This is a genomic window from Shewanella sp. SM23 (assembly GCF_025654295.1).
Classification (GTDB): domain Bacteria; phylum Pseudomonadota; class Gammaproteobacteria; order Enterobacterales; family Shewanellaceae; genus Shewanella; species Shewanella oncorhynchi.
This window is the reverse complement of record NZ_JAKKRM010000004.1, coordinates 168,638-183,600: the sequence shown is the minus strand read 5'-3', so window position 1 is coordinate 183,600 and position 14,963 is coordinate 168,638. Positions and strand designations below refer to the sequence as shown.

Sequence of the window (14,963 nt, the reverse complement as noted above, 5' to 3'; positions counted from 1 at the left end):
AGAATAGAAAGAGCACCACCCAGTATCTTATCACCCCAATCACAACTTTCTACTTTAGTTAAATTGTGTCACCGATCTTAAATCGTTAACGAGTAAATCGTGCCACCCACTTCAAATCGCGATTTATTTTCTAAGCAATTTTAGCCAGTGCAGACGTAGGCAAGCAAAAATTAGGTTATGTTATTGATTTATTATGGATGGCCATTATTTTATTTATTTACGGACTACGATTTAATTTAGAAGATTCATATTACTTGTTGAGTATTGATTCAATTTGTCGAAATTTTTCAAGTTCGAAAGCATCAAAGCGTTCAATCCCACCATTTTGTTCACCTCCTTCGTAATATTCAATTATTTTTGAGGGTACACCATAATCGCTAGCTAAACGCCCCTTGTCAGATGTGGCGTTATACTCAAGCTTAAGTAATAGTCTATCAATACCTGATACTTCATCAATTTTTACATTTTTTTTCGAAGCAAGAAAATATTTATACATCAAATTGAAAACACCAAGATATTTTACAAGTTGATATTTAAGAGTGCTAAATATAAACTCTGAAGACTCTCTGATAGCCTCATCAACGGTATAAGGGCGTTTACCATTTTTTGTTGGCTTGGTTTTGTTTTCTAGATTATATTGAACAGAACCTTGAAAACCACTTTCAAGATATGAACTAAGCATAAAAACAATGACGGAATATTGTTTTCCAATGTTAACCCCTTTGGAAATAGTTACCTTATGATCTATTAGTCGCTGAAGCTTATCGCTTTTTACCGTCGGTCTAAAGGTATTTAAGATTACTTGAAAGCCTTCAAAGTCAACATGCATATTACTATTGATAGTCTGAATTAATTTACGTATCGCTTGTAATTTTAATTGGGGTAGTTGGTAAATACTATCATAAACAGTTATTTTGTCGCTATGAGAAATAACCTTGTACATAGCCATTATCTCATTAGGTAGACCTCTTTTTTGTTGTTCTAAAAGTATATTATTTTTGTGCTCGATATCTGCCCTGCTGAGAAACGCATCATCTGTTATGAAATAATCAATTTCATTCTTTTCAACGTCTAGATCATAGTTTTTATGCTTGATTTCATCATCATTACCATCAATAATTTTTTTAAATTCTTTATCTAGAATTAATACTCTTCCACTAAAATGATGTAAAAAACGTCCAGCTCTTCCTGCAATGTTTTTTGCATCGAATGTTTTAAGTGGTTTATTACCCTTTCGAGCATTAGTAACAATTAGGTTTTTTGCAGATGTATTGACACCTTCCGTGATAGTTGTGGTTGAAACCAATAAATCTAGTTCCCCTTTATTAAAGAAGTTGATTATTTCTTTTTGGATATACTTAGGAACTAAACCATGATGTATACCTATTCGACTCTCTAAAGCTGAAATAATTATCCAGACACCATCGAATGAAAAAGCAGATTTCAAATGAAAAATAAAACTCATAAGTTCAGATGAAATATTTTTTGAATTTGATACGTTTTTTAGTATTAACTTTACATTACTTTCTGCTGTACCTGCACCTTTGGTGTAAACAATTGAGTTTTCGTTAATATTTAATATTTCTTGAAAAACCTTACTAACTTTTCTGCCAGAATTCTGGTGCCAACCTGTTAAGTCGATAGTTAACGTAGCATCAATCTCATTCACCTTGCCGTGAAGAACGTTGAAGCTTTTATTTACTATTTCATATTTGTTGTAATCAATTATTTGAAATTTATTGCTATTTAAAAAAGTGTTAAATGATTGGTTTACATTAGCATTTGATTTATCAGGGAATTCTATGTATGGTCCTACAAGCAAGACATCGGGTGTATTTATAAGTATATTTTGTAAAGTCACTCGGTATGCTGTATCTCTTTCATTTTCTTTATTGGCGGTATCGATAAGGTATTCATTGTCAATTTTATAAATTTCATCTACAAAAACAAAATCCATTTTAATTTTAGGATGTTTGTCAATAAATGATAAATATCTTTCTGGGGTGTAGATGAAAATGTTTTTTCCATTTTCATCTATTGTGTCGATATCACTGAGTGTATGAATTTTAAATTCATCGTAAAAATATGAATAGTTAGGATCGGTAAATATTTTTTGATAGTTTTCAGATAACAAAGCAATTGTAGGGAAAATTAGTGCAACATTTTTATATTGGAGTTTTTTTATGATTTCATATATCAAAAATGTTTTACCGAAAGAGGTGGTTGCTGACAAGAAATATCTATTCAATGATTTTTGTTTATACAGCTCTAAAACTTGCTTTTGATATTTATGAATTTTTATATTGTCATCGATATGAAGCGATGCTTCATAAATGAATGAAGACATAGTTTTTAAATCAATAACATCTAACTTTTCTTCGGTGAACTTATTAATTAACATGTCATAATAATGAGGGATGCCTGAAGCATTAGATATATACTTTAAAAACTGGAAGTCAGCAGATGAAAGTGGTGCTAACTTTATTAGGTCGAAGTAAGCACATACTTGCTTGATGAATTCATATTCAGGTAGTTCGCGCTTGTGAAAGTCATTTAAAGACTTTACTAAAGCAGAGGTTTTTTTAATTCTATCCATGAGATCACGTCCTGCTTAATTTTTTTAACTTCACTTAGTGGTAGTAAAATAAAAAATAATTCATAATTTATCGATAAATTGAATTTCTGTTTTGAATATTTATCATTAATAAATTTTACCGATTTCTTTATTTGAATGTCATAATCGTTAGTCTTATCTGGGTAAACGAGTAATATTGGGTATGTCAATGAAATATTGTGTTTTGCAAGTTCTTTTGGGATGTTTATTTCAGGGTTGTCTTGCCAATCCGTGATAACTTTCTCTAGCTTAGAGCCTTTAATATTAAATTGTTCTAAGCGATCCTCGAGATTAATGACGTTAGATGATAAGTAATCATCAGAAATTACTTTATCCAATCCTTTTATAGCACTATGTACACAACTAGAGAGAGAGTCTCTGAATTTAACTTCTCCAAACCAAAGATGAATGCTATTACCACTATCAACTAAGTGATAAGAGTCATATCCCGCAGTTTCTTTTTTATCAACAGGGCTATAGAAATACCCCCTAGCGATAATGGGGTCGGCATAGTAGTAATGTGCTAAAAAGCAATAGAGTAAAACTTCACCAAAAAAACCATAAGAAATTTTAGTGGTGTCAGACGCATCTGGGTTGAAGCGTATTTTTGATTTCAATGCTCTAGCATACATTGATTTATAATCTTTATCGGTTAGATCAAATTGATTAAAAGAATATTCAATTACACTGTTATAAATTATTTCGGCTAAAGCAGTTTCGCACTCACAACTAAAGCAATCATCTTCAACATTGCTCAAGGACATGCCATCAATATCTAACAGTACATTAGGTAATGTATACTTATATATGAGTGTCTTTTTTATTAAATTTTTTAATGAATTTCTCAAGCTAATCCTTGTTTCGGCTTAATTAATATCAATAATTGGCAAAGTAAATTTTCCTAGATTCATCATTTCTTTGCCTCACTTTTGCTCATACATCTTTGTGCGACTTGATAAATAATCTATTCGACTTTCTGTTGACTGAGTGTTTGGCTTTTTATCTATGGAATTGTGCCGACTAGAAATTTGTGACTCAACTCTTTATTACAAATATGTGGGAACGGTGGTTTTGATTGACTCGTGACATACCAGCCGGGGAATACGAGTACTGGGGTGGCGGCGACAGATGTTCCTGTGGCTTTGGTTAACCATTGGCTGACCCACTTACTTTGACGTTCAGCCTGTTCTATCGGTTTGGTTTCAGTCCAGGAGGGGAAGTTTAAGCGCCCGTCTTTGTAAAATACTTGATAGCCTTTTTTACCAGAGACTGGGCCATTTCCATTGGTTTGGAGTAGGTCTTTGTTCCGTTTATGGCGGCCTTTGGTTTCAATGGCGAATACGCCATTTTTGCCTACGGCGAGATGGTCGATGTTAAAGCCGTCGGCTTGGACATCGTGAAACACTTGATAACCCAATGCTTGTAAGCCTATGAGCTCATTGGCTGTGGCGATTTCTGCTGTATGGCCGAGGCGTAATTTGGTGAGCTTTGAAAAGAGTTTCCAGGTTTTAATACCGAAGTAAATTACTCCTATTAAACCTGTTAAGGCGAACAACCAAGGGAATTTTCCGACTGTGATATGCGCTTGGATGCTGCTGGCGGCAAATGGAAGGCAAACAATCAATAGTCCCATCATCATGCAGCCGATTAAATCTAATTGCAGATCATGGATTTGCTCTTGTAAGCCATAGGCGGGGATACGGGTCAGTTGCTCACGATCAACGGGCAACTTGACGGTTGCATCGCGATGTTTGAGCAACACATACATCACACCCACTGTGACAAGAAGGCCAGACAGAAGTATCCCGTAGGATAAAAGAATGCTGCTGAAATCGGTCATTTACGTCCCTGAAGTAATGCGAGTCAATAGTTAACCCGATGACATAACCCGCTAATAAAATGTACTTATTATTTTGGAAAGTGGTGGCAGACTTGTCTGCTTAGAGTTTGGGCGCACATTGCTGATTTGCTTCTTCTTCCCTAAATGGCGTGCTCGATGATTGAGTTCGAGTTTGCCCTGCATTTTCCTGAGTGGTCACACTTTAACCCGCTCTATACGGTTTAATCAATGCGCTTTATCACAAAAACGTATTTTAAATAACAACTTGTATACAAGTTACTCTGGGGAAAAGATCTGATAGGCATCATTTGTCGCGTCGCGTTTTTAGATTCTGATATTTTTACTTACTAAACTTGCAGATTTACACAAGTGTTAAACAAGATTAAACACTTCATGTAAATAACTACCCGTAGTAAGGATATTTTATATTGCCTCATCGGACCAGTTTTAAGTGTCAACATACTAATTATAATATTTTTTTGAGTTTTTTATCATTATTCTCCCATACTTAATATTTATTCTGATATTGGCTGTGAAAAAACTTATTAGTCTGTTGAATGACTAGGTTTCTCAATTTTAACTTTATGGCCAATTTATATGTGTTGATTTTATTTTTGTTAAGGAAATGTATGAATAAGGCTTTATTATTTTTTTCATTAACCCTACCTTTTTCAGCTGCTTGGGCTGCTAATGAAACGTTTAAGGATGATATGGAGAGCCAAACTAGCATATTGGAAACGCTTAGATCTGCGGATATCGATGAGATAGATGATATAGATGAGACAGATGGTCCAGATAACCATTTGGAAGCTGGTCACAGTCATACTTATATTCGTTGTTGGTATAGATTAGATCAAACGCATAATAATCCTGCAACTGAACATAGATGGGCAAAGCAAAAGGACAGTGATGAATATTATTCTATTCAAGGCGCTTGGAGACATAAGCTTTCGGGTAAAAATATGTTTTATACAGAGACGTCACAAGATGAAATCATGCAACGGTGTGTCGATACATTAGGCGTTTCAAGCAACGAAGTCGCAGACATTACCTTCTTTGCTGCTAATGAAAAATTGTCATTTAATCAGACTATCTGGACGCAAGATAAGGCGGATCAAGGGAATAAAATTAACAAAATTATCGCATTTGGTGATAGTTTGTCTGATACGGGAAATCTATTTAATGGTTCTGAGTGGCGATTTCCAAATCCTAACTCTTGGTTTTTAGGGCATTTTTCTAATGGATTTGTATGGCCGGAATATTTAGCTAAATCGCAGAATATTCCTCTGTATAATTGGTCTGTTGGCGGGGCCGCAGGTATTGATGAATATAAGGTTATTCCCGGTTTAGGTCATCAAATACAATCCTATTTTCATTATTTAAAAAAGGCTGAAAATTACCAGCCTGCAAATACGTTATTTACACTTGAAATTGGCCTTAATGATTTTATGAATTATGATCGTGAGGTTAAAGATGTGAGTCAAAACTTAAGTGATGGGTTAAAACGTTTAGTTGATGAAGGCGGAGCTCAGCATATTATTTTATTCACGTTGCCTGATGCTACGCGTGCACCACAGTTCAAGTATTCTACTCAGGAAAACATTGTAAAAATAAAATCAAAAATTGAAGAGTTCAATGGATTTATTAAACAGCAGGCTCTGTTGTATCAAGCAAAAGGTATAGATCTTGTGTTGTTTGATGCTCATTCTATTTTCGATGAAATTATTCAAAATCCTAAAGAGTATGGTTTTGTTAATGTCACAGATGCTTGCTTAGATATCAATAGAGATAGTAGTAAGGATTATTTGTTGTCACACAGCTTAACAAAAGATTGCGCCTACTATGGTTCTGATAAGTATCTGTTTTGGGGGATCACTCATCCAACGACTGCCGTGCATAAAGTTTTTGCGGATAAGATTATTGAAACAGGTTTTTTTAATCGTCATTAACAGGCGAATAGTCGGCGAGTAAGATATTTTGGTTAAATATATCTCTAAATAATCAATAATATGGAGGTAAGCCAGTCAAAGCTGCTTTACCTCCATGAGTCAATTGTAATTTAAGCCAGTAAAGCCACATCTTTTTGCATTTTTTAGCACCGCTTTTAAATTGCCCGAATAATGCTGATACTTTGAACTGTGGTGAAATCATGTTACTTGACGTGTTGCTCGCCGAGTAGAATGAGCTGCTAAGTAGTATTAGCTAGCTTATGCTTTGTTTTATTGAAGAAATTGCTCGCAAGGCCAATCGTGAAGACAAGTATTAAAGGTGCGTTTGGGAAAGGCCGCTTTAAATCTCAAGCGCTGTTAGACGAGTAAGCGCTGCCCGCTTACATGATGTACATGAATTCAAAAAGCAGCATAAGGGTAAAAAATCGAGTCAAGCTTAACATCCTCAAACTCAGGATGTGTAGTGTTCATGGATTTAGTTTATGTTTAGTCCGCGGTCAGTATGAGTGGCGACTCTTCAGCTGCGTGAGTTTTTGCAGGTAAGGCTGCATGTATAGTGCTGCGAATAAGCTCTAGCTGATAGCTGCGTTTGGCATCGAAGCGGATTAATGGCAGTTTGGCGCTTTCGCAGGCTTGCTCGATGAGGAGGTCGCGTTGCTGAGTACGTGTTTGCTTATGGCTTTTATCGTCGAGTTCGATGGCGGCGATAACTTCAAGTGTATTTTTGTCGCAGAGTAAGTAATCGAAGTGCTTGGCTGAAATTTTATTAAAGGCAATTTGCCAGTGTTTGCGGTTCATGCCTTTTTCTGGGGTGATAACGTCGGCGATACGCACTTTGCCTAGAACTCGGTATTGTTCGCCTACAGCTTGATCTAATATCCCGAGAAAGGAGCGTTCAGCACTGGAAAATAGGGCGTCTTGTTTACGGTAGCGATAGTTATTATCTGAAGATGGGATAAGCAGATTAGTGAAAATGCGTAAGAGTAGCGGCACGAAAATGATAATCGCCAAACCCAGCCCGATAAGTATTAATTGATTCGAATTCATCATTACATCCTTGTTTAGTATTGTCATTGTAACTTGCTAAGTACATATCCGTTAGCTGCTAGTACTTTTATGCCAAAAATAATGAGTCTCTGAGTGTAGTGATTACATCTTGTTAGCCACTACATCAACAGTCGTACCGATATTATCAGTACGCATACATCTTAACGATAAAACGCTTCAACTGTGTCTTTTACTGCGAGTAAAAGAGGTTGGCCGCGACGGTATAAGATTCATTATGGATGGCCATTTATTTTAATGTTTTATGCACTTTAGTTTTCGATTTTTTGAGTTATGCTAAATGCAACATATAAATTTGCGGGTATCTCTATGTATTTTAAAAGTATCCTTGTTTCGTTGCCTTCTGTTTACGCAATTTTGTGTGTACTTGGTTGTGGTTTTTTCGCGGGCATCATTGTCGCCGCTGAGCTGCAATCGGCTACTTTTTCTAACGTGTTGCGTGCCGATTTTCGGCATCGTCCTCCTGAGATGGTGCTTGATGAGCGAACTAATACTATGACTAGTCCGTTAAAGGATATTCTTGAGGAAGCGGCGGCTAAGGTCGGTTATCGCGTCGAATGGAGCGCGCGTCCTTTTGCTCGCAGCATTCATGAGTTGCGGGTAGGAACGGTCGACATTGTGCCGCGCACGATACGAGACGAAGAGCGAGAGGCATTTGTACGGTTTCTTGGTCCTATCGGCACTCAGACTCGCGATATTTTGTTTCTCGTAAAAGCCGGCGAGGAGGCAAAGATTAAGTCCTATGAGGATTTGTATCAGCTTACTGTAGGGGTTAAACGGGGCACAGTTTATTTTGAGCGTTTTAATACGGATCCCGCGCTACGTAAAATTGAGTCTACCGATGATGAAAACATGGCTCGCATGTTTATCATGGGGCGTTTTGACACTATGGTAGTGCTCGATCGTGCCGCCATTGAGAATGCCTTCAAGCAGCTCGGTTACGATCGTTTTAGCTATGCCGATTACCGTCAGTCGAATCGGATCGAACATTATTTTGGTATGTCCCGTAACTCTACCCATGCTGCTATTTTCGATGAACTTAATCGGGCGCTGCTTGATATGGCTGCATCGGGCCGTGTAAAACAGATTTACCAGGCCTATGGTTTAGCCGCAGAAGTAGAATAGGCAAACAAAAACGGCCAATCAGATTGGCCGTTTTTATGATCCTGCTCTTTGCGCTAAAGCTTAACGATAAAAGGCTTCAACTGTGCCTTTTACTGTGAGCAAAAGAGGTTGGCCGCGGCGGTCCATGATTTATTGCGGATGACCATTTATTTTTTGTTTAAATTTTTTCAAAGGTAACATTTTTAGGAGGGAAACTATTAGGTAATGATCCTGATCTTATTTTTCTTAACAATAAACCAGTCAATAGAGAGGTTATATTTTCATCAAAATATTCTACATCTGGCGATCTAGATGCGATTATTGCAGTGCCCCATGTCTCACTGTCTTTCAGATCGGAAACAACCCAAAATATGCAATCACCATTATCCGTTACGCCTATTGGTAAAAGGCCATTAATTTCTGGATAGAGGTTATATTTAAAATACTCTGGGTCTTCATTATTAAGGTAATTGAAATCCTCAATGATTGATTTCTTCTGCTCAAAAAAATCAAGGTCACAATTCGTAGTAAATGGATTGAATATCGCTATAAAATCGGCAATTCTTCCTGTGCCATAACGATTAATAAACGCAATGTAATCCCTGGGAAAACTAAGACCTTCATCTATAGAAGGCCAAACGTTACTAATCCCAGATTCATTAGGGAAGTTAGGGGGAGTTAAAATGCTATTTAATACAGATAGGGTCATGATCTACATTCCACGAGGATTAAGAAGAGCAATGCTTTCAAAGAAACCACCACTACCTTGAGCATTCACTGTTATACCTGCCGGTATTTTGGAAGGACCTTTATATATTGGAGTTACCGAGACATCAACTATTTCTCCTCTCTCTAATGCTTTCTCTAGCGAATCCCCAAATAAACTTGATGATATTCAAATAAGTAGGCATGCATAATGCTATTTGATTTAATCCATTTCGCCAAAAACCGACTAGATAGCTGTTCCGAATAGTCGTTCACTGCACTGGTGCCGTTTCAGCAAGTAGTATTGAATTAGTATCATTTGCTGCTGGGCAAACAAAAACGGCCAATTAGATTGGCCGTTGTTATGATCCTGCTCTTTGCGCTAAAGCTTAACGATAAAAGGCTTCAACTGTGCCTTTTACTGGGAGCAAAAGAGGTTGGCCGCGACGGTCTAAGGATTTGCTTGGCACTTTTACCCAACCTTCACTGATGCAATATTCTTCGACATCAAAACGCTCTTTGCCGTTGAGCTTAATACCGATATCGTGCTCGAAAATTTCTGCCACATGGTGTGGGCTGCGTGGGTTAACGGAAAGGCGATCCGGTAAAGCAGGTAATGATGTTGTGTCGGTCATGGTCGTGATCTGTCGTTGTCTATAGTGAAAAAGCGTGCGCTATTGTAGGCAATCCCAGCGCAACGCTCAAGACTTTAACTGTGACTGATTACGCGCCTTGCGTTACAAGGTTCGGTTGTCCTGTTAGGACACTGCTGTTAGGACACTGTGCCGCAGCTGGAAAAGGCTTTCAGCACTCGGCCGTTTTCTCTGCCCATGACTGAGCGCAAATAAACCTTGGCTAATATGTCGGCATTGATTGCACTAAAACCGGGAAAATAGTCCTGATAGCTCGCTAATGACTCGCTTAATACCGTTGGGCTGACAATGTTTATCCGCTGCTGCGCAGGTAATTCACCCGCGACGGCGGTAACAAAATGCTCAAGTGCGCCATTGATTGTGGCGGCACTGATGCCATCTTTTACTGGGACATCGGCAATAATGCCACTGGTCAGTGTAAAACTGCCCCCAGCGTTGAGGTATTGGCTACCTATTTGCACTAACTGTATTTGCCCCAATAACTTACTTTGGAGCCCTGTATACCAGTCTGCTTGAGTCATAGCGTTAAAGGGTTTAAACACGACATCACCCATGGCCGAAATCATTGCATCGACTTTACCGATTTTTTCTAGCCCTTGATGGAGTGAATGTTCATCCCGAATGTCTATCAGGACATCCCCCGTTGTTCGCCCTACCTGAATAACTTCATGCTGAGTTGAATGAAATAAGCGGACTATTGCTTGTCCGATTGTGCCTGATGCACCCACTACGACTATTTTCATGACATGCTCCTAAATTGAATACGAATTGAGGATAGTCTGGTTAATTAAATAGAAAAAGCGCATATAATCACCACATTGTTTCGTTAATGGGTTTAATTGATGAATCTCACTCATCTGCAGTCATTTATGCTGGTTGCCAAAATGCACAGTTTTAGCGCTGCGTCTGAACAACTCGGCGCATCTAAAGGCTTAGTGTCGCGCCATGTTAAATCCCTTGAAGATGAAATGGGTTGTCAATTACTCCACCGAACCACGCGGCGAGTATCAATGACCGAAGCAGGGCAAGCGTTATATGGTAAAGCCTGCGAAATCGAGAGGCTGGCCAATGAAGCTGGACGTTTAGTGCAGGATTTAACGCAGGACTCCTGTGGCACTTTAAAATTCACCGCTCCAACGGAACTGGGCAAAAAATTGCTGAGTCCTATGCTGCTTCAGTTTATTGCTGCGTATCCTCAAGTGAAACTCGAACTGTGTTTTGAGCAGAATGTTCAAGATGTTGAGTTCGGTAAGTTTGATCTCGCCTTAAGAACAAGCATTGCGCACAGCGATAATCTGGTCGCCAGATATCTTGGCAGAATTCGTCATGTCTTAGTGGTTTCACCTGCACATCCCGCAGCCGCAGAAGTTCGTCACCCTGATGATTTACGCCATTATCGTCTATTGTCTTCGGGCGAAAAACAGTGGGTGTTTGAACCGCTCGCGGGGGACAGTCTCACGCTCACTTTTGAGCCTGCACTGTGCAGTTCAAACTATGCCACTACACATCTTCTTACTTTGAGTGGTACAGGTATCGCTAGCCTGCCTTATTATTTGGTAGAGGAGGATATCGTTCAGCACAAACTCACTTTGCTCGTTCCCCAATGGCAATTCTATCCACATGAGTTGTATATGGTTTATGCCAAGCAGAGCCATTACCCAAAGAAGCTGCGTGATTTACAAAATAAGCTACAAACTTGGTGCGAAACTCACTCAAAATATGTTGGTTAATGAGTAAAAGCATAATCGCATCAAATCTTATCCGGCAGAGGGCGGAGCTTTTAGAATAAAGTGAGGCAGAGTACACTGCCGCGCATTGAATTTTTGTATTTGAATGTAAAGTCGAGCAGGCTTTTACCATGCAGGCATAAAAGAGCGGCGATGAACCAAGCGTTATGAACGACGACATTAGTATCTCGCTGCCCTCGCTGATCCATCGAATTGGGCGGGAGGCGGTTAAACAAGCTCAAGCGATTGCAATCCAATATGATTGCGAGCTTAAGCGTGTGCGGCGTTCAAGGAATTGGTGCATTGTTGGCGCGGCGCTCAAGATCCAATCCTGCTGTGCGCATTTACAAAGTGAGCCATTGCTGGCGCAGCAGTTAACAGCTAAAGATGGCCAGTTTGGTTATCTTATCAAAAAGTTGGAGTCAGCCTTGCTGCAACATGCGGACAAACTTGAACCATTAGACGCTAAGCTGATTCGGCTTATCACAGACAACCCTGCGATTACCTTAGGTGAGTTGATGCAATTGACTCAATGCACAGTCACAGAGGCCAGATTGGCACGTTTTCAAGCTGACTCTTGGTAGTTTGTCTGCTGAGTATTTTTGCTTTGAAGGTTTATTTATGGCTTGTTGTTTCTAACACTTTTATTTGATTTTCGATTTGCTCGGCTTCAGCGGTCAGCATTGAGTAGGATCTAATATCGCCTTTTCTCTGGGCATGCATAGCTTGTTCAAGCTTGGCGTTATATTGCTGAGTTAATTTTTTTAAGGGATTTTTCTTAAATATTGAGAACATGGCCATTTCTATTGGATTGGGTATTTGGGCTTATATACGTAGGCAATGGGATTTAAGTTTTACTTTTTGAAATTAAAAAATCCCACAATCTCACAATCTCACAATCCCACAATCCTTCAATTCCACTGCCATCGGCCTCAGCAAGGCTGAGACCTTATCTTACATTTGCAGCAAACTAATGGGTTGCTATGTCTTATCTAGCTTACAACCCATTGAAAATATTTTAAATCTTAAACTGACCGACGAGCTTACCTAAGTTAATTCCTTCCTGCGACACGGTTTGGCTGACTCTGGCAGCATCTTCGCTGGAATGGAGTAACTCATTCACAATCTCTTGGATGGCGAACACATTACGGTTGATTTCTTCGGTCACAGAGCTTTGTTCCGTGGCCGCCGTCGCAATTTGGGTGCTCATGTCGTTAATTGCCGTGACCGCCGATGTCACTGAGCCTAGGCTTTCAGAAATTGCACGGGAAGAGTCTACCGAGCGCACGCAGCTTTGCTGACTTTCTTCCATCGTTTTTACTGCCAATGCGACAAGCTTGTGCAGTTCAGATAGCATCTCATTGATTTCTAAAGTGCTTGATTGCGTTCGGCTCGCTAAGTTACGCACTTCATCGGCCACCACGGCAAAGCCTCGGCCCTGTTCTCCGGCGCGGGCCGCTTCGATGGCTGCATTTAATGCCAATAGGTTAGTTTGCTCAGCAATACCGCCAATCACTGACAGCACGTTGTTGATTTTTTTAGACTGTTCGCTCAAGGATTGAATACTGCCCGCCGCATTGTTGATTTGCGCCATGAGTGCCGAAATTTCTTCTAAAGAAGCATCGACGCAGCGCTGAGCATTGGCTACATCGCCAGTGGCAGCGTGAGTCGCTTCAGCCACTTGCGTGGTATTTTGCGCTACTTCGCTGGCGGTGGCTGACATTTCAGTGATGGCGGTAACCACTTGATCAGTTTCATTGTTATGACTGATGAGTTGGCTCGACATGACTTTGGTTTGATCGTGAATCGCGTTGGCGGCGGTTTTAACTTTAGCCGTCGCGTTTGCCACATCGCCTATGATGGTTTGGAGTTTATCGACAAACAGATTAAAGGATTGACCTAGTTGTGCAATTTCATCTTCACCTTTCACTGTGAGGCGTTTAGTTAAATCGCCTTCGCCTTTAGCGATATCGTTTAAGTTATTCGCCATATTTTTAATGGGCGCGACCATACGTTGGGCAGTGATCAGAATAACAGCGACAGTAATCGCGGCGAGTAACAGCGCAATTAACAGAATGGCATAGGATTTTTCGATCATCTGCTCAGTGACCGTCGCACGATAATCCTCAACGACAGTGTCGATATCATCGATATAGACTCCCGTGCCTAGCATCCAGTCTGTGCCAGGGATCATCATGGAGTAACCGATTTTTTCAATTTGCTCATTGGTATTGGGTTTTTGAAAGTAGAACGAGAAGTTACCGTCCCCTTTTTTAGCGGCATCGAGTAAACCGACAATGATTTTAGTGCCGCGGGGATCTGTCATATCAATTTTATTTTGCCCTTCGAGGTTGGGCATGACGGCATGGAACAGGTTTTTACCTTGGGAGTCGTAAATAAAGAAGTAACCAGAACTGCCAAAACGGATATCACGTAGCGCTTGGTTTACATTGCCATTTTCTTTTAAAGACAATTGATACTGCACTATTCCTGCGGCAATTTCGGTGGCTTCTTTTATTTGTGTTTTACGTTCACCGATGAGCTTAGTTCTAAAGGTCGTCACCTCATCTGCAAGGGCGTCTTTTTCGACATAGTAAGAAACTGTCATGAGTACGAACAAAGTAAAAATTAAAGGGAATAACGACAACAGCAGTAATTTATTACGTAGGCTGAAATTAGACATGCTTGACGACTCCATGATGAACATCTCTTTTATTGCAGGGCAGTATAGCTAATTTCCCGCATTCTTAAGTGTTTAAGTTAACAAAAATGTAATGGAAATCGATAAAATGCGCGCTGTTGATTTATTCCAAAGTCGTTAACTATGCTGTGAATCTAGGCCTTTCTTTTGATCTTTATCAACACTATACGGGCCCAATGAGTTCACTATATTAGCTTAAATTGATGCAAAATTAGCTAGAGTTGGTGCAGGCTGATGTGCTGGTGGAGATAGTGGCGAACAGTAAGGGCAGGGTTGTGACGAATGAAAAGTTGATCCTAACGCTGAAAATCTGCATTACTGTAGGCATTTGTCTTATTGCGTTGGGCATCTACTTACATAACTTTAATGAAACTGTTGAGGCGATGGGCGTGCAAGGGATTATTATCAGCGCTATGTGTGTCGCCTTTGGCATGGCCTTGTCATTACCGACTAAGATGTATTTAACCTTTCTGTTGGTTAAGCGAGAAACTGAAAAACATCCATAATGTGTTTTTGCACAGAGTGTTACTCTGCGACTCATTGGTTTCCTCGCCTTCTTGAGACTCAATCTAAGTACTCGCTTAACCCTGCTATTCAAACCGTCA

13 protein-coding genes and 2 pseudogenes are annotated in these 14,963 nt (G+C 39.6%); 5 read left to right on the top strand and 10 right to left on the bottom strand.

Features of this window, described 5'->3' with window-relative positions; genetic code table 11:
* Positions 1-250 precede the first annotated feature (250 nt).
* From L5L98_RS07285 to L5L98_RS07275, 3 genes and pseudogenes are all read right to left on the bottom strand, one after another.
* The gene (locus L5L98_RS07285) at positions 251-2,596 is read right to left on the bottom strand and encodes a helicase-related protein (protein ID WP_263139660.1); all 2,346 of its coding nucleotides are present in this window, start codon (positions 2,594-2,596) and stop codon (positions 251-253) included.
* Entirely contained in the window at positions 2,566-3,462 is an 897-nt protein-coding gene (locus L5L98_RS07280; protein WP_263139658.1) for a DUF1837 domain-containing protein, read from the bottom strand. The genes L5L98_RS07285 and L5L98_RS07280 overlap by 31 nt, the downstream gene beginning before the upstream one ends.
* A 116-nt stretch (positions 3,463-3,578) precedes the next feature.
* Positions 3,579-4,454: pseudogene (locus L5L98_RS07275) on the bottom strand (nuclease-related domain-containing protein).
* A gap of 629 nt (positions 4,455-5,083) precedes the next feature.
* Here L5L98_RS07275 and L5L98_RS07270 point away from each other — a divergent pair.
* On the top strand, positions 5,084-6,403 hold the full coding sequence (locus L5L98_RS07270; RefSeq protein WP_263139656.1) for an SGNH/GDSL hydrolase family protein: 1,320 nt from the start codon (positions 5,084-5,086) through the stop codon (positions 6,401-6,403).
* Positions 6,404-6,889: 486 nt separating this feature from the next.
* On the opposite strand, the gene L5L98_RS07265 is transcribed toward L5L98_RS07270, so the two are convergent.
* Entirely contained in the window at positions 6,890-7,450 is a 561-nt protein-coding gene (locus tag L5L98_RS07265; protein WP_263139655.1) for a DUF2726 domain-containing protein, read from the bottom strand.
* Between the two features lie 327 nt (positions 7,451-7,777).
* Between L5L98_RS07265 and L5L98_RS07260 the strand changes: the two genes are divergently transcribed.
* On the top strand, positions 7,778-8,593 hold the full coding sequence (locus L5L98_RS07260; RefSeq protein ID WP_263139654.1) for a substrate-binding periplasmic protein: 816 nt from the start codon (positions 7,778-7,780) through the stop codon (positions 8,591-8,593).
* Between the two features lie 60 nt (positions 8,594-8,653).
* On the opposite strand, the pseudogene L5L98_RS07255 reads toward L5L98_RS07260, so the two are convergent.
* The 4 genes and pseudogenes from L5L98_RS07255 to L5L98_RS07240 all read right to left on the bottom strand — a co-directional run.
* Positions 8,654-8,719 (bottom strand): annotated as a pseudogene (locus L5L98_RS07255) (DUF3297 domain-containing protein); the annotation flags it as partial.
* Between the two features lie 31 nt (positions 8,720-8,750).
* On the bottom strand, positions 8,751-9,281 hold the full coding sequence (locus L5L98_RS07250; protein ID WP_263139651.1) for an SMI1/KNR4 family protein: 531 nt from the start codon (positions 9,279-9,281) through the stop codon (positions 8,751-8,753).
* Between the two features lie 385 nt (positions 9,282-9,666).
* Positions 9,667-9,912, bottom strand: coding sequence for a DUF3297 family protein (locus L5L98_RS07245; RefSeq protein WP_263139646.1), 246 nt, complete (start codon positions 9,910-9,912; stop codon positions 9,667-9,669).
* A gap of 137 nt (positions 9,913-10,049) precedes the next feature.
* On the bottom strand, positions 10,050-10,673 hold the full coding sequence (locus L5L98_RS07240; RefSeq protein ID WP_212599698.1) for a short chain dehydrogenase: 624 nt from the start codon (positions 10,671-10,673) through the stop codon (positions 10,050-10,052).
* A gap of 99 nt (positions 10,674-10,772) precedes the next feature.
* On the opposite strand from L5L98_RS07240, the gene L5L98_RS07235 reads away from it, so the two are divergent.
* Complete coding sequence (locus tag L5L98_RS07235) at positions 10,773-11,660, top strand: LysR family transcriptional regulator (protein ID WP_263139642.1); 888 nt, start codon at positions 10,773-10,775, stop codon at positions 11,658-11,660.
* A gap of 164 nt (positions 11,661-11,824) precedes the next feature.
* On the top strand, positions 11,825-12,241 hold the full coding sequence (locus L5L98_RS07230; RefSeq protein ID WP_263139639.1) for a ribosome recycling factor family protein: 417 nt from the start codon (positions 11,825-11,827) through the stop codon (positions 12,239-12,241).
* Positions 12,242-12,272: 31 nt separating this feature from the next.
* Here L5L98_RS07230 and L5L98_RS07225 read toward each other — a convergent pair whose 3' ends face one another.
* Together L5L98_RS07225 and L5L98_RS07220 are read right to left on the bottom strand one after the other, a co-directional pair.
* Complete coding sequence (locus tag L5L98_RS07225; protein ID WP_028759324.1) at positions 12,273-12,452, bottom strand: DUF6435 family protein; 180 nt, start codon at positions 12,450-12,452, stop codon at positions 12,273-12,275.
* Positions 12,453-12,675: 223 nt separating this feature from the next.
* Complete coding sequence (locus L5L98_RS07220; protein ID WP_263139635.1) at positions 12,676-14,340, bottom strand: methyl-accepting chemotaxis protein; 1,665 nt, start codon at positions 14,338-14,340, stop codon at positions 12,676-12,678.
* A 293-nt stretch (positions 14,341-14,633) separates the two neighbouring features.
* On the opposite strand from L5L98_RS07220, the gene L5L98_RS07215 reads away from it, so the two are divergent.
* Positions 14,634-14,864, top strand: coding sequence for a hypothetical protein (locus L5L98_RS07215; protein ID WP_113939077.1), 231 nt, complete (start codon positions 14,634-14,636; stop codon positions 14,862-14,864).
* Positions 14,865-14,963: the final 99 nt, after the last annotated feature.